Consider the following 19,097-nt stretch of genomic DNA (forward strand, 5'->3'; position numbering starts at 1 on the left):
CTTGACTTCGCCTGCCAGATAGGCTGTGATTGCATCAGAATTTTCTTTTATTTGATGACATTACCCTGGCGCGGACGGCGTGACAGCTGCCGGCTGCCTGCATACGGGCCTGCCGCCGGGGAAGCCGGTCACCTCCTTGGCCTGATCATTCATGTCCCAGCCGTCTCTCCATACCATCCGCAGGCTATTCCTGCGCCAAAGCACCGCGATTTTTGGCGCCAGCATGCTGGTGCTGATCCTGAGCTGCGTACTCGCCATGGGATCGCAACTGGTTCTGGAGCAGGAACGCGCAGCCCTGACGTCGGACTTCACCACGACCATCTCCTACGTGCGCGAGCAGGAACAATTCCTGCGTCAGCTACAGGATGAAAACACGCGGGTCCTGTCCCTGCTGGACCCGCAACCCTCGCTCAGGCGCCCCGCCACGCCGATGCACATGGAATACCTGCCGGAAGCCGGACCGGCCTTTTCCCTGTTGCGCGGCAACCTGCCCGACCAGGCGGACGCCAGGCTACGCCAGGCCTATACCGCGCTGGCATCCCACCTGGCCTCGAACTACAGCTCGTTCTGGACATTTTCCTACTATCCCTCGACCAACCTGCTGCTACTCGATGCCAGCGGCCGGGCGCTGATCACCGTTCCTGCCGTCGATGCCGCCAATGCGCCGGAACCGCTTTCGCCTCGGCAGCTCGAGCAAATCCGCCAGGTTGCCCAGCAGTACCTGTCGAACCCGCAGGCAGAGCGACTGCGAGGCTCGCCGCCGACCAGTTCCGGCGTGCGCTGGTTTCCCTTCCCCGGCGCGCCCCATAAAATGCTCGCATTCCTGCCGGCTGGGCTGCCTAGCGCCGCCTGGCCCGGCGGCTCAGCTGGCCCTGGCGAACACTACATGGTGTCTCTCTGGAATCACCAGCGGCTGTTGACTGCCAGCAGCGCACACCATGAAACACCGCCATATCTGTTCTGGCTGTCCAATGCCAGGCAAGGTATTCTGCTGGGCAGCGGCGAACCGCCTCCCATGGACCATGACGGCTTCCAGCTGACCGCCGAAGGGCTGGTGCTGTGCTTGCACAGCCAGCCCGGCGACTGGACGGGTTGCTTCCGGATCGAATACGGCAGTTTCGTCGCCGAAAACATGTGGATGCCGGTGACTGCCAGTCTGCTTCTACTGCTGTGCCTGCTATGGGCGATAGGCTACCTGCGCTGGTATCAGCGCAGCATCATCGACCCGGCGCAGCAAGCCCAGAATGCGCTTGAAGAAAGCGAAAAGTTCAACCGCGAACTGGTGGCGACCGCACCGGTCGCCCTGTGCCTGCTCAGCCAGTCAGACGGCAGCATTGTCTTCGCCTCGAAGGCAGCGCTGCAATGGCTAGAGCTGGAGCCCGATGCCACCCATCCGAAGTGGACCAGCCAGGCCGAACGGCATCAGGTACTGGAAGCCCGCAAACCAGGCGAAATCGAACAGGTGGAACTGCCCAGCGGCCGCAGCCTGCATGTTTCCTATACGCCTACGCGTTACCGTCAACAGGATGTCGTGTTGTGCGCCTTCACCGATATTACGGCCCGCGCTGAGGAACAACGGGCACTGGAGCGCGCCAAACAGGCGGCAGATGAAGCCAGCGAGGCAAAAACCGTCTTTCTGTCGACCATGAGCCATGAAATCCGCACGCCGCTCTACGGCGTGCTCGGCACACTGGAACTATTATCCCTGACCTCACTCGATACGGTGCAACGGCAACATGTGGCACGCATTCAGAAGGCGTCTCAGCTACTGATGGAGCAGATCAGCGATATCCTGGATATCAGCAAAATCGAGGCCAATCAGCTGCAACTGGAACCATCCCCCTTCTGCCCGCGCCGCCTGGTGCAGGAATGCGTCGGCTCCTATGCCGGCATGGCGCAACAGAAGCAGCTGCTGCTGTTCTGCCTGATTGATCCCCAGGTGCCGGATATGCTGGAAGGCGATGCCATCCGCATCCGCCAGGTACTTTCCAACCTGGTCAGCAACGCCATCAAGTTCACCGCCGCCGGCCAGATCATTGTGCGCCTGGGCCTGGCCAGCCAGGACGAAAGCCACTGCACCGTCCGATTCCAGGTCGCAGATACCGGCATAGGCATCCCGCCAGAAGCCCTGCCCCAACTGTTCACCCCGTTCTACATGGCCGAGACCAACCGGCACACCATACGTGGCGCCGGCCTGGGCCTGTCGATCTGCGAAAGGCTGGTACACCTGATGGATGGCCACATCCATGTGACCAGCGAGCCCGGACTGGGCAGCCAGTTCTCATTGACGCTGCCCCTGCAGCGTTGCGACGCCACACCACCCGCCGTGCCGGCACTCGACGGCCTGCGCATACTGCTGCGCACTGCGCGCCCGGAATTGACGCACAATCTGGCGTGCTGGCTGGAACGCTGGGGCGCGCAGGCCAGCGCAGCTGGCACACCATTGCCGCCGCCCGATGAGCATACCTGGCTACTCGAAGTACAGATGCCTGCACAGGAATGCCCGCCCGGCTGGGAACAGCGCTATATGAGCCTGGCGCCTGCCGATGGCAACGGCACCCATCCTGCCATCGACGCCTGCAGCGTAGACGATATTGCCATGGGCCTGGCCCGGCTAGGCGGGCATCTGGCGGAAGACACGCCAGCCCAACCATCGCGCCAGCTGGCGCTGCACGTCCTGATCGCCGACGACAACCCCATCAACCAGGCCACGCTGGCCAATCAGCTGGAACAACTGGGCTGTCGTGTCAGTATGGCGGATGATGGCGCTGCGGCACTGGAACTCTGGCGCCGGCAAGCGCACGATGTCGTTCTCACGGACGTCAATATGCCGCGCATGAACGGCTATGAACTGAGCCGGGCGCTGCGTGCCATGGGCGTGCAGCAACCCATCATCGGCATCACCGCCAACGCCACCCGCAACGACGGCAGGAACTGCATGCAAAGCGGCATGAACACCTGGCTGGTCAAGCCCATTGCGCTGGATGCGCTCTATCAGCAACTGGCCCGGCTTTGCCCCGCTGCGGTCGGCACCGCCGCTCCAGCGGCCCCTCCGACGCCTACCCAGCCGTCCCCTCCGGCTTCGCCGCCGGCCAGCGCATGCACGCCGGCCATGGATGATGTCGCTATCGCACCGGTTCCGGAAAAATACCGTGCCCTGTTCCGCGACACCATGACAGCGGACCTGCTCCAACTGGAGCACAATATACAGGCGCAGGACCTGCCTCAGGTGCTGCAAAACCTGCACCGGATCAGTGGCGGACTGGCAGTGGTCGATAACCAGGCACTGGCTGAGGCCAGCGTGGCCCTGCAGGAACAACTGCGCAACCAGGGACTCGCCGACGCCCCGGCAGCGGAACTGGCAAGTCTGTGCCGCCGCCTGCACGACATGATCGCGCCGGCCTAGGCGCAGGAAGCCCGCCACGCCGGCGGCCCGCCGGTCAGTGGCGACCTTGCAGCACCTTGCCGACATCGGCGGCGAAGCGCTCGACCTGATCGTCCCTCAGCGTTGAAATCGTCACCCGCAGGCCACAGGCCGGGGCCTGCACGCCAAATACCTCGCCGCTGCGCACCAGCCAACCGTGGCAGGCCAGCCGCGACGCATATGGCTGGGCAGCCTCGCCCGGCAGGGGCAGCCAGAGATTCAGGCCATCCACCGGTTGCGCCACGGCCACGCCCTGAGCTTCCAGCGCCTGCTTGAGGATATTGCGGCGGTAGCAGTATTCCTGCGTCGCCAGGCCCATGCGGCCTGCCAGTGCCGGCACTTGCAGGCAGGCGCTGGCCGCCTCCTGCAGCAGATGACTGACCCAACCCGTGCCCGGCGCCAGGCGCAGTCGCAGACGTTGCGAGGTCTGCAGGTCACTGGCCACCAGCGCCAGCCTCAGGTCCGGCCCCAGCGCCTTCGATACCGACCGCACCAGCGCCCAATGCATGCTGCTGGCCGGAATCAGCTGCCGGTAACGGGTATACGCCAGCAAGGCGAAATGATCGTCTACGATGACCAGGACATGAGGGTAGCGCTCCAGCACGCTGCGCAGGGCCTGCGCCCTGCCGCACGTCAGGCTGCACCCAGTGGGGTTGTGCGCGCGCGGCGTCACGATGACAGCCTGTGCCCCCTGCTCCAGGGCATGTTCCAGCGCGGCCGGGGACATGCCCTCGCTATCCATCCCGACCCCCATGGCCTGAAAACCGGCGATGCGCAGCGTATTGATACTGCTGAGGAAACAGGGGTCTTCCACTGCGACTTTATCGCCCGGCACCAGATAGGCCGCCAGCAAACGCTCTATCGCATCAACGGCGCCATGAGTCACATCCAGGGCGTATTCGCCGGGGCAATCCGGCCCCAGCCATTTCCGGCCATAAGCCGCCAGATCAGCCTGTATCGGCGCTGCCCCATAAAGCTGAGGCACATAGGGGCGGCGAGCCAGGGCTTGATTGATGTCCGGCAACCATGCCGGGTTGGGATTGCCGCTGGCGAAATCGACCAGCGGTGTGCCTGCCATCCAGCCTTCCTGCTCGCCGGCATCGAGTTGCCCGCGTATCACCGTGCCGCGCCGCCCATGCGCCGTGGCCAGGCCAGCGGCGGCAAGCCGCTTGTAGACCGCAGCGACGGTATTGCGGTTGACGCCCAGCGTCACGGCCAGGTCACGTACCGGCGGCAGCACCTGTCCGGGGGGCAAATCGCCGGCCAGCACCTGCAGACGTATGCTTTCGAAAATGCTGGTGACGGTGTTGCCCGTAATATTCATTTTGACCTATGACAATATATAATTTGGCACAAGATGATTTTATAGGAACCCTTGTGCCGTCCTTAGACGGAATAACGGTTCTTAACAATGCCTGAAGATCGCGTTGCCCACGCGACCATGCGTTCCCGCAGGCAGGCCTGCCCATGCAGCGGAATGGCCATAGCGGCATCCACCGAGGCCGGCGATCGCGTCCGGCCCCCTGGATCACCTGGGCAGTCCTCCCACTCTCGCCGATAAACCGCTTCCAGGAGCCGATATGCCAACCTACCGCCTCATCATTCAGCAGCACGGCAAGCTGCTGGGGCATTTTGAATCTTCCGCCTCCTGGTCACGTGCCGCGATCGAGGAAATCGCCAGCCGCCTGCCAGCCACGGCGGGCTACCAGCTGGAACTGCTGGCCGAAGACGGCGAACGCCGCCTGCTGGAAAGCACCCCGGAAGGCGTGCGCCTGCTGGCCCGCGAACCCATCTTCAAGCCCGCCAGCTGGCAACAACCCGCCCTGGCGGAAAGCTGAGCGGGCGAAGCGCCAGGAGCAGCCATTCACACGCAGGCCGAACTTACCGGTGAACCGCCCATGAAAAACAGCCACTGCCACCCTGACGGGAAGCAGTGGCTGCGTTCATTTCCGTGCGGTTGAGACCGCTCGGACCCCCACCGGTCAAGCCTTCGGATCGCTATGCTGCGTATTGTCCACGACCAGATGGTGGGTAGCGCGAGCGCGCGGGCGAATGAAGAAGTGCCCGGACGGCGCGTTCTCGGTCGTGACCGGCACCAGTCTCACATTGAGCTTCTTGCCGCGCTTGTCATGCAGGGCGTAGATGATGAAGGGAACCAGGAACACCACGATGAAGCTGACCGCGAGCAGCCAGACGTAGACCCGGCCATCTTCTGCCGTCGGCAGCGTGCTGGGCGGCACGAAGGAGATCACGAAGGCAAAGGCCGACACCAGGAAACCGACAACGGCAATGGCCAGCTTCAAGCCCTTGCTGCCCGGAATGGAGAAGCCACGTGGCAGGTCTTCCTGCTTGCGCACCAGGTGGATATAGGCAAGGAACAGCATGAAATAGCTGCTGAGGTAGATCACCACCGTCAAGGCCATTGCCACCAGGAAGGACATGTTGTTGCCACCGCCGACGTTGGTCAGCACGATCACCGCCACCGTGGAGATCAACAGCTGCGCAATCACCAGATTGACCGGCACCTGGTTCTTGTTCACCTTGGCCAGCACAGACGGCAGGATGCCTCGTTGCGCCGCAACGAACAGGCCACGCGACGGCCCAACGATCCAGGAAGCAATTTCCGCCAGCACACCCAGCACCAGCAAGGCGGACACCCCGCGCACCGCCCACTCCAGGTTCGGGCCATGGTGCAGGATCAGAACCTCGAACGTCTGGACCACGCCAGCCGACAGATTGATCTTGTCCAGCGGGATCACGGCCGCCACGGCCAGGCCACCGATAGAGCTCAACAGGATGGCCGCGATCATCAGGACGAAGATGGCCAGCGGGTAGTCACGGCCGGGATTGGCCATTTCATTGACGTGCGTGGCGGAAGCCTCGACGCCCATGTAGCTCAGGATGAAGGCGACGAACACCACCAGCGTTCCGATCTTGGTCAGGTCGGGAAAGAAGGTCTTGGCGGTGAACTCGATCTGCAGTGGCGCGCCACTCATCAGGTAGCTGATCGCCAGGCACACCAGGATGAATACCGGCAGCAATATCCCACCAAAGAAACCCACCTTGGCGATGGTCGCCGTGTACTTGGTGCCGCCAAACTGCGTGATGGCCAATACCCAAAGGATCACCAGCGCACCGATGGTCTTGGTTACCGGGTCCTGGTTCAGGGCCGGCCAGGCCAGAATATATGACAGGGCGCCCAGGACGAAATACAGCATCGTCACAAAGCCGACCGCTATCTGCAAATAGCCGAACACGATTGCCGCAAAGCCCCATTTCTCACCCAGGGTGTTGGAAACCCAGGTGAAGACCCCGCCCTCTTCCCAGCCCTTGACTGTCGCCATTTCGGCCGAACACAGCCCGACCGGAATGAACCACAGCAAGCCACCCAGCACCAGGAAAAATACCAGGCTGAAGCCGGAAGTCGCGAAGGTTGGATATTCATACGGAGCCATCACCATGGAGGCGGTGATGGAGAAGAAGCCCAGCAAGGAAAGCTGCTTGGCCGAAACACCTGTCTTTTTCACATCAGTCATGGTCGACTCACCGGATAGTAGGCATGGAACGCTGCCGCAGGTCCTCGGAACATGCGGTTGACTTCACCTTTGCGGCCGGCCTGCGGGCGCAATGGCGAAGGACGAACATTGATGCGGGAACGGGCGCCTGGGCACCCGTTCGATACGGCATGGCAACCTTCCACCGCTGTGGGCGAAAGCGAAAAAACATGATGCGCCTGGCAGCCGCCTAGCCGCCAAAGCAGCTTCATTATGGTTCAACGGGTATATCAGCTTTTGACCAACATGAAACCATATGAAACAAAACCCAGCATATTCCTGCAAACGCGTCCGGCGTGTCCGAGCCTGTCGGATCAGGCGAAAACAAGGCCCCATCAAGCTGGCAGCGGCACCTCCACGTCAGAGACGGTGTAGTCGAACAGCGCCTCAGGCTCGGCATCCAGCATTTGGTGTGCCAGTTGCCGGCGCAACAGGCGAAATGGCTCGGCATCCTCCTGGCGCCGTGAGGACAGCAGTTGGAAGAAGGCCGGCGGCAGCACGCCAGCGCGGAGAACGGCGCGTACCGACTGCTCGCGGCAGGTCAACACGAAACTGTAGGAACGCGAACCATCCTGGCTGTAACGTGCCCAGGGCAAGGCAGTATCGACCTGATAACAGCCGCGCGTCGCGGCACGCGTGATGAACTCGAAAGCATCCCGCACGCCAGGGCCGGGATGGCCGCTCAGCACGCTCAGTTCATTGCGCCGAGGCAGGTCGCCCGGCAGCCGTGCCAGCGCGCCATGCATGCCCATGTAGGTCACTGCCAGCATCGCCAACGCACCATGGCCGTGATAGGCAGCGACCGCATCAAATGGAATGTTGATGACGCCTTCTTCGCCTTGCACCTGTACGGTGTGGCGGCAGGGAAAAGTATCGGAAAACGGAGAAGTGGTCTGCATGGAAAATCCAGAAAAAAACAGAGAAGGGAAACGAGGGAAAATTACGAATGGCAGTAGGCACAACGCCGGCGTCAGACTGCTGCCGCCCAGCGTCGGACGCAAGGCGGTCCAGGCTGCGAATCAACGCGCCAACGGTCTGCCCGGGCCCGACAGGGCAAACAATCCACAGGGAAACTCAGATGCGCCCGGCAGGCTGCTGGCGCTTGAGCCAGGGCAGGAAAGCATGCAGAAAGCGCGTGGTCGCCGGCATGAAATGGCTGCCGTGGTGGTACATCGGGTCCAGCGATGTCAGGATCAGGCGGCCAGGCGTAGACTGCCGGTCGTCATACAGCACTGACCCCGCACCCACCTTGTCTATGAGTGACCGAACCCCTGGCGGCGGCTCATAGGCGCCATGCTGGTGCCAGGTGGCATCGGCCAGGGTGAGGCACTGGAAAAGATCATGTTCCGGCGCCACCAGGCGCAGTCCGGAGTCAGCCCCAGGCTCTTTCCACCACCAGAAATTGACCGGGCTGGGCACGTGCCGCACGCCATCGAGCCATTGCTCCGCGCCGTTGCCTCCCATGACCACCAGTGTGCGCCCCTGCTGCAGGAAATCCCGGAACAGGCTGCGCCGGCTCACCAGCTGGTCAACCGGCGATGCGCAGGAAACGATAAAAGTGTCGCAACCCGCCAGCGCTGCGGCGTCCAGTTCACGGACATATACGGTGTAATCCAGGCAAGCGGCCAAGCCGGGCGTCTGGAACGTGCGGTGGTGGTAGTAGGTGCCGGCATCCAGTGCCGCAATGACAGGCGCGCTCATGCAGCGTCTCCTTGATTCAGCCAGGCGAACAGCTGCGGCACGATACGCGCTGCCGAATCCTGCCCATGGGCATACATCCAGAGGTCATTGCCCGAATGCACCAGCAGCCTCCCGCCGCCAGGCAGTTGCAGCAACCAGTCTATGGGCTGGTGATCCGGTCCCAGGGTATTGATCACCCGAGCATCCGGCGGCGGCGGATTGGCCCCCCGGGCATAGAAGCCGGCCACGCCACGGCGGTAGGTCAGATGCTCGGCCTCGACACCCTCGAAAACCGGATGCATGGCGTGGCGATGCACCTGCAAACCGGCCAGCCCGGGACAGGGCTGAACTTCGAAAGGCTGCAACCAGCGCAGGAACGGATGGCCGATATGGCCGTTGATGACCATCGTGCCGCCTGCCAGCAACCATCGTTCCAGGGGCCGCCGCAGGGTCGCCAGGAAACGCTGGTCGGCATGGGCGGGCAACAACAGCGCATCCCAGTCCGCCAGTTGCCGGTCCGGCTCCACTTCGAGGTCATACAGATAGACATTGGCCGCCTGCGGAGCGTCCCCTCCGGTCAGCGCTTCCGGCCCGCTGCCCTGCCGGCTGTTGAGATAAGCCACGCGTTTCATGTTCATGCTCCCTGGAACAAGGGGATCACTCCCCGTACCGGACGCCCCGAGGCATCCTGCGCCTCGCCCAGCGCCACCGGCATCTGGTAGACACGCCCCAGCCGCTCGGCCTCGCACACCTGTTGCGTCGGCCCGGCCTCGCAGGCGTCCGGATAAAGCAGCAAGGTCTGGTCGGCGATATGCAGGGCATGCTGTGGGCTGTGGGTGGAAAAAACAATGCACAAGCGCTGCTCGCGCGCCAGCCGCGCCAGGATGCCCAGCACCAGGTCCTGATTGCGCAGGTCCAGCGCCGCCATGGGTTCGTCGAGCACGACGATAGGGCTGGCGCTCGCCATCGCGCGCGCAATGTGCACCAGCTGCTTCTGCCCGCCGCTCAGCTCATGGAAGCTGCGCCCTGCCAGCCCGCCCAGCCCCACGGCTTCCAGGCAGGCCTGTGCCACGCTCATATCTTCCCGGCCCGGCGACTGCCACCAGCGCAGATGACGCGCCCGCCCCATGGCCACCATGCTGAGCACCGGATAGGGGAACGTGGATTCACCCTGCTGGGGAACGTAGGCGGCATGGCCGCCCAGGCGCACCTTGCCCACAGCCGCAGGCAACAGCCCGAGCAACGTGCGCAGCAAAGTGGTCTTGCCGCGCCCGTTGGGGCCCAGCACCGCCATTACCTGCCCGGCCGCAACGTCCAGGCTTAGGCCGCTCAACAGGCAGCGGCCGTTGCCGCCTGCCCTGACATCGAGATCTCGGACTTCAATCATGACGCCATCCTCGTGCGTGCGTGCGGCGCAGCAGCCATGCAAATACCGGTGCACCGATCAAGGCCGTCATCACGCCCAGCGGAATTTCCGCGCTGCTGATGCTGCGTGCCAGGGTATCCACGGCCACCATATAGACGGCGCCGACCAGCGCGGATGCCGGCAGCAGTACCCGATGATCCGGGCCGACCAGCATGCGCGCGAAATGCGGCACCACCAGACCGACCCAGCCCACGGTTCCGGACACCGCGACGCTGGCCGACACCACCAAGGTGACACAGGCCAGCAGGCCCCAGCGCAAGGGTTCCACCGCCACCCCCTGCGCACTGGCCTGCTCGTCGCCCAGCGACAGGACATTGATGCGAAAACGCAAGGCATACAGCAGCAGGCTGCCTGCCAGCACCGGCAGCAGAATGACGCCAAGCTTGAAGTAGGATGCCGTGGCGAAACTGCCCATCAGCCAGAACACAATGGCCGGCAGGGAATCGTTGGGATCGGCGAAGTAAGTCGCCAGCGAGATCAGCGCAGCGAAGAACGCGCTGCAGACCACACCGGACAGCACCAGCATCAGCATCGTCGTGCGCCCCTGCGAACGCCCCATGTAGTAGACCGCCACAACCGCCAGCAGCCCCCCGGCAAATGCGCCCCCCATGATGAGCGGCAAAGACGTGAACAGGAGTATCGCCAGGCAGCCGCCCAGCGCCGCCCCCGAAGAAATACCCAGCACCTGCGGCCCGACCAGCGGGTTGCGGAAAGCCCCCTGCAGGGCCGCGCCGCACAATGCCAGGCTGCCCCCGACCAGCACCGCCATCAGGATGCGTGGCAGGCGCACCTGCCACAGGACGCGGCGCTGCATGTCGGTAATGTCCGGCAACAGCGGCAACCATTTTTCCGGCAGGACCGGCTCGGCCAGCATGGTCGCAATCTGGTCCAGCGACAGCGCATAGCGGCCGGTTGCCAGCGCCAGCATCACCATGGCCAGCAACAGGCCGGACAGCAGCAGCCAGGCCCACAGGCCAGCAACACCTGACGCTCTTTCATGCTTCATCTTGAGAACCTTTCATAGCCCTGCGAACCGCGGTTCTCCGCCAGATGCAACACGGCATCGAGATCGTCCTCCGTCGCGTCATAGCCATACAACTGCTGCAACTGAGTGCGGATATTCGCGCGCAAGGGCCAGTCGAAATGCGCCGGCTGCAGGATCAGGCTGAGCCATTGCCAGTACAGCGGCGACTCCTGGCTGGGCGGGTCCCAGCGGTATCCCGCCGCCGGTATCTTGTAGACCCGTCGCTGCCGTACCGCCTCCAATTCGGCCAGCATGGGATCGGCATAAATGGTATCGGGCGTCAGCCCCGGTTCGAAATTGTTGAGCAGAATGACCTCCGGGTTCCATGCCAGGATCTGCTCCACGTTGACGATGTTGGCATTGCCGATACCGGCTGCGACATTGCGGCCGCCAGCCAGTTCGACATCGAACTGAAAATTGCCACTGCCGCCGCCCACCGCATACTGCGGTGCATAGCGCGAAAACATCATGACGCGCGGCCGCTGCGCCGGTGCGATGGCGGCAGTCACGGCACGGATGCCGTGTTCGACCGCCGCGCGCCAGGCCAGTTGCGCGGCGGCACGATCCTCCTGGCCCAGCGCCTGCCCCATCAATCGGATCCATTCCCGCGTGCGGGCTTCGTCGCCATACAACAGCGCAGCCACCGGCAAGCCGGCATTGCGCAATGGGGCAATCAGGTCGTCGCCCATATGGCCCCATTGCCAGACCAGATCGGGTTCAATCTGCAGCAGGGTTTCTACATTCGGCACGAAACCTGAACGCGTCACATCTGCGCGAATCCGGCCGCTATCCGGGAATATCCGTGCCAGCAGGCCTTGCTGCATGAACGCATGCGCATCTGGATGCATGCCGGCCAACCGGCGAGCGTCACCCGCCAGCGACAGAAACATGGACCCCGCAGGCATGGGCAGGGTAACGGCACGCTGCACCGGCCCCGCCAACGCCACCGGCTGGCCCAGCATATCCTGCAGGTCGATGCCTGCCTGGCCAGGCCCCGCCCCGGTGCCGGCCAGGACCGGCGGCAGGGGCAGCAGGGCCAGCGCCAGCCAGGCCAGCACCTGCCGGCCGATCTTGGCACGACTCGCACACGGAAGGATGCCTGGCATGATGACGTTCATCGCGATCAGAAGCTGGTACGCAGCGTGAGGTTGAAGCTGCGGCCCGGCGACACCAGCGGATTGAGTGCAGACATCGGCCGGCTCACGACAGAGCTGGTACTGGCCGAACGGTATTCCTTGTCGAACAGGTTGGTGATGCCGAACACCAGCTGGGTATTGCGCGCCGGACTAAGCCCCAGGCGGTCCAGCTGCAGCTGTGCGTACAGATTGACCAGCGCGTAGCCTGCCGTGCGGTATTCGCTGGCCGGATTCCAGCGGTTCTGGCCCTTGGCGTACTGCACTTCACCCGTGACCGCCCATGCCTCGTTGGCGCCGACGTACTGCACGCCGGCTGAACCGCTCCAGGGCGCCAGGCCAGCCAGCGGAACGTCCGTACGACGGTTGGTGCCGTGCACGTAGGCCACGCTGCCATGCAGGTTGACCTGCGGGTCGATCTGCCATTTGCCGGCCAGTTCGAAACCCTTGATACGCGCCCTGCCCACGTTGCGGGTCTGGTTGGCCAGCGAACCTTCGTAGGTGGTCTGCACTGTCTCCAGGAAGTTGCGATAGCGGGCATCGAAGGCGGCAAAATCCACGAATGCCTTGGTCATATGCAGGCGCAGGCCGATTTCACCGGTATTGGAATACTCAGGTTTCAGGCCCGGATTCGGAATCGTGTAGGTGTCGGTGTTGGCGTTCCAGCCCGAACTGAACATCTGCGAGTGCCAGGGCATGCGGAACCCCGACCCGTAGCTGGCGGTCAATTCCACCACGTCCGTCAGAAAGTACGAGGTTCCCACACTGCCGGTCCAGGCGTGCGTACTGCTGTTCTTCGCATCTTCGAACAAAGGGCGCAGCGCTTCGTTTTCCAGGAAGGCGATCTCCACGTCGGAACGGTAGTAATCGAAACGGCCGCCGGCATTCAAGGTCCAGCCCTGACGCGCTTCCCAGTTGCCCAGCACGAACATCCCGACGTTGCTCTGGGTCATGGAGCGGCCCGTCAGCTGATAGCCAGTGTCCGTCGTCGTGCCTGCAGCCACGTCTGTCACCTGCACCCGGGTTTTGTTGCCCAGCCAGTGATCATGCGCGAAATCCACGCCAAAGGCTGCATCCATGCCGTAGGCATTCTTCGGTGTTTCGAAGGTGATGTGGCCACCAAAAATATTCGGCCCGCGCACGTTGCTGGTCTGGGTGCGGATGGTGTTGCCGTTGTTGCTGACCGTGGTAGCCGGCAATTTGGACTCGAAGAAATTCAGGTACAGGCTGGCATCCATACGGCTGAACAGCCAGTCGTCATAAGTGCCCTCGTAGCCCAGCCGCAACTGATGGATGCTGAGCGGATCACGGCGGCTCCAGGCCGTTTCCGTCGTGCTGGCATTGGACGTGCCATCGCGGATTTCGCCGTAGCGGTAACCGAACTCATAGCGCTCGCGCGCATTGGGCATGTAGCCCGCGACAAACCCGCCGCCGGCCGTCTTGTAGTGACTGTTGGCGATATCACCCGCCGGCGTCTTGTAGTCCTGCGCGCGCCGGCCCGTCACGTAGGCCATGAAGTCGAAATTGTTGCCCGCCGCTTCCAGGCTGACGCTGCCCTGCAGCCCGTTGCCGTTGGAACGGTAGGTCGCTTCAGCCTGCCCGCCCTGGAAGGTAAAGGTATCGCCCAGCGTCCCCTTGGGTTTGCGCGTCACGAAGTTCACCATGCCCGACAGGCCGTCGCTGCCATAGCGGATGGAAGCCGGGCCACGGATGACTTCCACGCGTTCGAGTTCCGTCGGCCCCACCATCATGAACTGGAAGGCCGGCCGCCCGCGGAAACGATCGCCATTGATGAACATGGGGACCCGGAAGCCGCTGCTGTCCATGCCGCGCAGCACAATGGTGCCGTCCAGGCTGCCGGTCCTGGAAATCGTGACGCCAGGCACGCGCTCAAGCACGTCCAGCGTGTTCATCGCGCTCACCATATCCAGTTCATCGCGTGTCACCACGGAGGTATGCTGCGACGGCAGCGTTTCCAGTGTCACCGTTTCCGGTTCGCTGCCGATCGCACGTACCCGTGATTCGCTGCGACGCAGCTTCTGCCAGTTCGGATCGCCTGCGTCGCCCTGCACGGTAACGGCTTCCAAGGTGCTGACCTGCGCCTGCGCGGCAGGCCAGTAAATTGCCGCGCCAGCCGCGATGGTGGCGCACAGCGCCTCGCGCAGCGGTGATTTCAAGGGTGTCTGTATCATGATCGTCGATGAATGCGGTGAGTACTGAAAAAATCCGGGCGCACGGCTCCGCCGCGCCAGGCCGGCGGCCGGGCCTGGACGCCGGAGGATCACCCCGTGCGCGTCCGGCCCGGCAGACAATCTGGCTGCCGGAACTGTTTGCTGTGTTTCCTGGGAAAGAACCCCGCGCTGATGACCTGGCCATGCCACCCGCGAGCGATTCCAGTCGTAAAATCAGAAATAAGAATCAGTGCTTTTAATGTTAACCAACCGGACCCGATTTCTGAAATGACGTTTGTCAAGTGCCAGGCTGCGGCACCCGCCATGGCGGCACGATTGCGCCAGCATCCATGGTTTCTCGCCCTGGACGAGAACACTTTCAAGGCCCTGGCCAGCCATTGCCGCGACCTGAACTTCCAGCCCGGGCAGGAAATCTTCAGCCATGGCGACCCCTGCAACACATGCATGCTGGTCTTCGAAGGCCAGTTGCAAGGCTTGCGCTATACCCAGGAAGGCGAGGAAAAAATCTTCGGACACATCTCGCCCGGGGCCTTCATCGGCCTGCACTCGCTGTTTGCCCAGCCCCCCCTGCACTGGCATACCATCCGTGCCGTGACCACCGGCAACGGCTGCCTGCTGGAAGCCGGCGCGCTGCGCAAAGCCTGTCTTGCCGCACCAGCGCTGGCACTCAGCGTCATCGAGCACGGCGCCCGGCTCCTGCGTCACCACACGGAGCAGATCGACTGGCTGACGTCCAGCACCGCGGAACAGCGCCTGGCGGATTACATCCTGCGTTTCGGCAAACCGCAAAGCGACGACGCCCGCATCCAACTGCCGCTGTCCTGGGCGCAAATCGCCACCAAACTGGGCATGCGCCCCGAAACACTGAGCCGGCTACTGGCCAAGTGGCGACGCCAGGGTTTCATCCGCAGCCAGCGCGCCTCGCTCTATGTGCTCGATAGCAGCGCCCTGCGTGAAATCGTGCGCACCGATCGCGTCATCTGAGCCCTGCGGGGCCACGCATGGCGGCGGATGCAGTACATTGCCGCCATGGAACGCATCGCCATTTTCTATTCGACCGTCGACGGTCATACCCGCACGATATGTGCCCGCCTGCAGGCTGCCATGGAGGCGGCCGGGCATGAAGTCACGCTGGCTTCGCTGGACCAGCCGGATGACCCGGCGTTTGCGCACGTCCAGAATTTCGACCGTCTGCTCATTGGTGCCAGCATCCGCTACGGCAAGCATCGCCCACCCGTATTCCGTTTCATCGAGCAGCATCGCGCGCTGCTGGAAAGCCGGCCTGCTGCGTTTTTCACCGTCAATCTGGTCGCGCGCAAGCCGGGCAAGGATACGCCGGAAGGCAGCCCCTATATGCGCAAGTTCATCGAGCGTTCCGGCTGGCAGCCACCGCTGGCCGGCGTATTCGCCGGCCGTCTCGATTACGCCAGCTACGGCCCGCTGGACCGGACCATGATCCGCTTCATCATGTGGCTGACCCAAGGGCCGACATCCGCGTCAGCCCCCGTCGTCTTCACCGACTGGGCCAGCGTGGACGCGTTCGGGCAGCATTTCCTCACGCTACGCTGAACCCTGCCACGACAGGCTGAGGGCAGCGCGGCAACCCGCTTCCGCCGCTATGCTGCCCTGGCGCCAGGCGGCTCAGGCGCTGGCTTCGGTCACTGCAGGCGCCACTTCGGCGGCCTTTTTCTTGCCGGACGGCGCCACTGCGCCTCCCGTTGCCTGGACTTTCTGCTGCGCCACCCGGGCGCGATATTTGCCCAGGAAATCCGCAATGCGGGTAATGGCTTCCTTCAGGTCCGGCTCATGCGGCAGGAAAACCATGCGGAAGTGATCCGGCGCCGGCCAGTTGAAACCCGTGCCCTGAACCAGCATGACGCGTGTGGCTTCCAGCAGCTCCAGGAAGAACTGCCTGTCGTCCTTGATCGGATAAATGTCCGGGTCCAGGCGCGGGAACATATACAGTGCCGCCTGTGGCTTGACGCAGCTCACGCCGGGAATCGCGGTCAGCATTTCATAGGCCAGGTCGCGCTGGCGGCGCAGGCGCCCGCCTTCGCACACCAGATCGTTGATGCTCTGATAGCCGCCCAACGCCGTCTGGATGGCCCACTGCCCCGGCACATTCGAGCACAACCGCATATTGGCCAGCATGTTCAGCCCTTCGATGTAATCGCGGGCGTTCTGCTTGTCGCCCGAAACAACCATCCAGCCGGCACGATAACCGCAGGCGCGGTAGCTCTTGGACAAGGAGTTGAAGGTCAGCGTCAGGACATCGGTGGACAGGCTGGCCAGCGCCGTATGCTTGTTGTCGTCATACAGTACCTTGTCATAGACCTCATCCGCCAGAATTACCAGGCCATGCTCGCGCGCCAGCTCGACAATGGCTTGCAGCACGTAGTCCGGGTACAGCACGCCGGTCGGGTTGTTCGGATTGATGACGACGATGCCCTTGGTGCGCGGCGTGATCTTGCTGCGGATATCGTCCAGATCGGGAATCCAGCCCTTGCTTTCATCACAGAGATAATGCACGGGGGTGCCGCCCGACAGGCTGGTCACTGCCGTCCACAGCGGGTAATCCGGCGCGGGCAACAGCAATTCATCGCCATCGTCGAGCAAGGCATTGGTCGCCATCGCGATCAGGTCCGATGCACCATTGCCCAGGTAGACATCTTCCAGCGTCACGCCTTTGATGCCCTGTTGCTGGGTATAGTGCATTACCGCCTTGCGGGCGGCGAAAATCCCCTTGCTGTCCGAATAGCCGGCCGAATTGGGCAGATTGCGGATCATGTCCTGCTGCACCTCTTCGGGGGCATCGAAACCGAACACGGCCAGGTTGCCGATATTCAGCTTGATGATCTTCTGCCCTTCGTCTTCCATCTGCCGGGCTCGTTCCATGATGGGGCCGCGGATGTCGTAGAGAACGTGAGCAAGCTTGTGGGATTTATTGATCGGTTTCATGGTTGCGGCGCATCAGGAAATCTGCAGGCGGATCGGCAATGCGGCCTGAGCCGTTGCAACGAAGGCATGCGGAATTGAACAGGGGCGGAACGGATACGTCATGGGCAGTCAGCACCCGGCGCCAGAAATACCTGCGCCACGCTGATCCATCCTTATCCGACTAAGTATATGCCCACTCCGGCGCCGTGGGCGCACGGAAATGCCTGCGCACCGCCCTTGCAACACCTCTCCGCTGCCGCGGCCCGCCAGCCGTGCCTGAGCGCAGCAGAGCCTGGCGTCCCGGGCGCCACAGTCCTTACCCTGAACGGCGCGGCAAGGATGGGAAAAGTGGACTGAAAATTGAGTTGGATGTGGTACGTAAATACAGGCCATTGCCCTCCTAGAATGCGAGTTCCGCCAGCAGCAAACCTGCCGCCGGCCACCTGGCCGCCACCGTGCAGGCCGCCTGCCACCGCCTCTGCAACATCTCCTACTGCTTTGGGTATCGCCCATGAATACACCGTCCGCCAGTCTCCGAACTGCTGATTTCTTTCCGCTTTGCATCGCCGCCCTGGTATCCGTCCTCGTGAACTATGGCGGCACCTTCGTGCTGGTGTTCCAGGCCGCGGGCCTGGCCGGCCTGACGCCCGCACAGACCGCGTCCTGGGTATGGGCCGTGTCCATCGGCGTCGGCGTCACGGGCATTCTGCTCAGCTGGCGCTACCGCGAACCCATCATTACGGCCTGGTCTACCCCCGGCGCCGCGTTCCTGGCCACCGTCATGCCCTTCACCCCTTACGGCGAAGTCGTAGGCGCCTACATGTTGTCGGCGCTGGGCTTCATGTTGCTGGGCCTCTCAGGCGCTTTCGAAAAGCTGGTCCGCATGATTCCCGCCGGCATCGCCGCCGGGCTGCTGGCCGGCATCCTGCTGCAATTCGGTGTGAATGCTTTTGGCGGCGCCAGCGCCGACCCGCGGCTGGTCATCACCATGGTCATCGCCTATGCCATACTCAAGCGCTATACCTCGCGCTTCGCGGTCTTGGGCATCCTGCTGGTCGGTCTGGCCATGCTGATCGCACAACAACGCGTGGATTTCTCTGCGATCCACCTGAGCCTGGCCATGCCGGTCTTCCAAACCCCGCAGTTTTCGCTGCATGCGCTGCTGGGCGTGGCCCTGCCTCTGTTCACCATCACGTTGACCGGACAATATATGCCCGGCATGCTGGTACTGCGCAATGACGGCTTCAAGACCAGCGCCAATCCCATCCTCGGCGTGACCGGCCTGGGTTCGCTGCTGATGGCTCCCTTCGGCGCCCACGCCTTCAATGTAGCCGCCATTACCGCCGCCATCTGTACCGGCCCCGATGCCCATCCCGACCCGCGCAAGCGCTATATCGCCGGCCTGGCCTGCGGAGTGTTCTACATCCTGGTCGGAACCTTCGGCGTAACACTAGCCACGCTCTTCATGATTCTGCCCAAGGCGTTCATCACTACGCTGGCAGGGCTGGCGCTGCTGGGAACCATAGGTGGCAGCCTCGCGCATGCCATGTCTGATGCCCGGACCCGCGAAACCGCGCTGATTACCTTCCTGGCGACAGCCGCCAACATCACGCTGCTGGGCGTGGGCGGCGCCTTCTGGGGACTGCTGGCGGGGCTGGGCGCCCATGCCTTGATCCACGGCCGGCTGCGCCCCCGTGCGACCAGCCCGACCCATTGATCATCCGACT

The 19,097-nt window shown here is 63.3% G+C and carries 15 protein-coding genes; 5 read left to right on the plus strand and 10 right to left on the minus strand.

Annotation, left to right across the window (positions count from 1 at the left end):
• Positions 1-151: 151 nt before the first annotated feature.
• Positions 152-3,406: an ATP-binding protein gene (locus tag ACEW7X_RS14320; RefSeq protein WP_420177349.1), complete on the plus strand. Its 3,255-nt coding sequence runs from the start codon at positions 152-154 to the stop codon at positions 3,404-3,406.
• Positions 3,407-3,440: 34 nt separating this feature from the next.
• On the opposite strand, the gene ptsJ is transcribed toward ACEW7X_RS14320, so the two are convergent.
• Positions 3,441-4,748 (minus strand): transcriptional regulator PtsJ, encoded by a 1,308-nt coding sequence (ptsJ, locus tag ACEW7X_RS14325; RefSeq protein ID WP_068367134.1) that lies wholly within the window; start codon positions 4,746-4,748, stop codon positions 3,441-3,443.
• Positions 4,749-5,004: 256 nt separating this feature from the next.
• Between ptsJ and ACEW7X_RS14330 the strand changes: the two genes are divergently transcribed.
• The gene (locus tag ACEW7X_RS14330) at positions 5,005-5,262 is read left to right on the plus strand and encodes a cytoplasmic protein (protein WP_127775148.1); all 258 of its coding nucleotides are present in this window, start codon (positions 5,005-5,007) and stop codon (positions 5,260-5,262) included.
• 144 nt (positions 5,263-5,406) lie between these two features.
• Here the strand turns inward: ACEW7X_RS14330 and gadC are convergent, their stop codons facing one another.
• From gadC to ACEW7X_RS14370, 8 genes are all read right to left on the minus strand, one after another.
• Positions 5,407-6,960 (minus strand): glutamate:gamma-aminobutyrate antiporter, encoded by a 1,554-nt coding sequence (gene gadC, locus ACEW7X_RS14335; protein ID WP_130486540.1) that lies wholly within the window; start codon positions 6,958-6,960, stop codon positions 5,407-5,409.
• Positions 6,961-7,313: 353 nt separating this feature from the next.
• Positions 7,314-7,877, minus strand: coding sequence for a hypothetical protein (locus tag ACEW7X_RS14340; RefSeq protein ID WP_130486539.1), 564 nt, complete (start codon positions 7,875-7,877; stop codon positions 7,314-7,316).
• A gap of 175 nt (positions 7,878-8,052) precedes the next feature.
• Positions 8,053-8,679: a hypothetical protein gene (locus tag ACEW7X_RS14345; protein ID WP_068367149.1), complete on the minus strand. Its 627-nt coding sequence runs from the start codon at positions 8,677-8,679 to the stop codon at positions 8,053-8,055.
• Complete coding sequence (locus tag ACEW7X_RS14350) at positions 8,676-9,290, minus strand: hypothetical protein (RefSeq protein WP_130486538.1); 615 nt, start codon at positions 9,288-9,290, stop codon at positions 8,676-8,678. Before ACEW7X_RS14350 ends, ACEW7X_RS14345 begins: the two co-directional genes overlap by 4 nt.
• 2 nt (positions 9,291-9,292) lie before the next feature.
• The gene (locus ACEW7X_RS14355; RefSeq protein WP_130486537.1) at positions 9,293-10,045 is read right to left on the minus strand and encodes an ABC transporter ATP-binding protein; all 753 of its coding nucleotides are present in this window, start codon (positions 10,043-10,045) and stop codon (positions 9,293-9,295) included.
• Positions 10,038-11,090 carry a FecCD family ABC transporter permease gene (locus ACEW7X_RS14360; protein WP_253099782.1) on the minus strand — a complete coding sequence of 351 codons (1,053 nt, stop codon included), beginning with the start codon at positions 11,088-11,090 and terminating at the stop codon, positions 10,038-10,040. Before ACEW7X_RS14360 ends, ACEW7X_RS14355 begins: the two co-directional genes overlap by 8 nt.
• Entirely contained in the window at positions 11,087-12,214 is a 1,128-nt protein-coding gene (locus ACEW7X_RS14365) for an ABC transporter substrate-binding protein (RefSeq protein ID WP_127775154.1), read from the minus strand. Before ACEW7X_RS14365 ends, ACEW7X_RS14360 begins: the two co-directional genes overlap by 4 nt.
• A gap of 17 nt (positions 12,215-12,231) precedes the next feature.
• On the minus strand, positions 12,232-14,418 hold the full coding sequence (locus ACEW7X_RS14370) for a TonB-dependent receptor (RefSeq protein ID WP_253099785.1): 2,187 nt from the start codon (positions 14,416-14,418) through the stop codon (positions 12,232-12,234).
• Between the two features lie 282 nt (positions 14,419-14,700).
• On the opposite strand from ACEW7X_RS14370, the gene ACEW7X_RS14375 reads away from it, so the two are divergent.
• Together ACEW7X_RS14375 and hemG are read left to right on the plus strand one after the other, a co-directional pair.
• Positions 14,701-15,417 carry a Crp/Fnr family transcriptional regulator gene (locus ACEW7X_RS14375; protein WP_068367162.1) on the plus strand — a complete coding sequence of 239 codons (717 nt, stop codon included), beginning with the start codon at positions 14,701-14,703 and terminating at the stop codon, positions 15,415-15,417.
• A 27-nt stretch (positions 15,418-15,444) separates the two neighbouring features.
• Complete coding sequence (gene hemG / locus ACEW7X_RS14380) at positions 15,445-16,002, plus strand: menaquinone-dependent protoporphyrinogen IX dehydrogenase (protein ID WP_238591286.1); 558 nt, start codon at positions 15,445-15,447, stop codon at positions 16,000-16,002.
• Between the two features lie 72 nt (positions 16,003-16,074).
• On the opposite strand, the gene ACEW7X_RS14385 is transcribed toward hemG, so the two are convergent.
• A complete protein-coding gene (locus ACEW7X_RS14385) occupies positions 16,075-17,391 on the minus strand; it encodes a pyridoxal phosphate-dependent aminotransferase (protein ID WP_257740063.1) in 1,317 nt (438 codons plus the stop codon).
• Between the two features lie 490 nt (positions 17,392-17,881).
• Here ACEW7X_RS14385 and ACEW7X_RS14390 point away from each other — a divergent pair, with 490 nt between their 5' ends.
• Positions 17,882-19,087 (plus strand): benzoate/H(+) symporter BenE family transporter, encoded by a 1,206-nt coding sequence (locus ACEW7X_RS14390; RefSeq protein ID WP_420177350.1) that lies wholly within the window; start codon positions 17,882-17,884, stop codon positions 19,085-19,087.
• Positions 19,088-19,097: the final 10 nt, after the last annotated feature.

Source organism: Kerstersia gyiorum, assembly GCF_048595715.1.
Taxonomy (GTDB): Bacteria; Pseudomonadota; Gammaproteobacteria; order Burkholderiales; family Burkholderiaceae_B; genus Kerstersia; species Kerstersia gyiorum.

Excerpts from the sequence above, each read along its gene's own strand:
- ACEW7X_RS14320 (WP_420177349.1), top strand. The coding sequence starts at position 152 with ATGTCCCAGCCGTCTCTCCATACCATCCGCAGGCTATTCCTGCGCCAA.
- ptsJ (WP_068367134.1), bottom strand. The coding sequence starts at position 4,748 with ATGAATATTACGGGCAACACCGTCACCAGCATTTTCGAAAGCATACGT.
- ACEW7X_RS14330 (WP_127775148.1), top strand. The coding sequence starts at position 5,005 with ATGCCAACCTACCGCCTCATCATTCAGCAGCACGGCAAGCTGCTGGGG.
- gadC (WP_130486540.1), bottom strand. The coding sequence starts at position 6,960 with ATGACTGATGTGAAAAAGACAGGTGTTTCGGCCAAGCAGCTTTCCTTG.
- ACEW7X_RS14340 (WP_130486539.1), bottom strand. The coding sequence starts at position 7,877 with ATGCAGACCACTTCTCCGTTTTCCGATACTTTTCCCTGCCGCCACACC.
- ACEW7X_RS14345 (WP_068367149.1), bottom strand. The coding sequence starts at position 8,679 with ATGAGCGCGCCTGTCATTGCGGCACTGGATGCCGGCACCTACTACCAC.
- ACEW7X_RS14350 (WP_130486538.1), bottom strand. The coding sequence starts at position 9,290 with ATGAAACGCGTGGCTTATCTCAACAGCCGGCAGGGCAGCGGGCCGGAA.
- ACEW7X_RS14355 (WP_130486537.1), bottom strand. The coding sequence starts at position 10,045 with ATGATTGAAGTCCGAGATCTCGATGTCAGGGCAGGCGGCAACGGCCGC.
- ACEW7X_RS14360 (WP_253099782.1), bottom strand. The coding sequence starts at position 11,090 with ATGAAGCATGAAAGAGCGTCAGGTGTTGCTGGCCTGTGGGCCTGGCTG.
- ACEW7X_RS14365 (WP_127775154.1), bottom strand. The coding sequence starts at position 12,214 with ATGCCAGGCATCCTTCCGTGTGCGAGTCGTGCCAAGATCGGCCGGCAG.
- ACEW7X_RS14375 (WP_068367162.1), top strand. The coding sequence starts at position 14,701 with ATGACGTTTGTCAAGTGCCAGGCTGCGGCACCCGCCATGGCGGCACGA.
- hemG (WP_238591286.1), top strand. The coding sequence starts at position 15,445 with ATGCAGTACATTGCCGCCATGGAACGCATCGCCATTTTCTATTCGACC.
- ACEW7X_RS14385 (WP_257740063.1), bottom strand. The coding sequence starts at position 17,391 with ATGAAACCGATCAATAAATCCCACAAGCTTGCTCACGTTCTCTACGAC.
- ACEW7X_RS14390 (WP_420177350.1), top strand. The coding sequence starts at position 17,882 with ATGAATACACCGTCCGCCAGTCTCCGAACTGCTGATTTCTTTCCGCTT.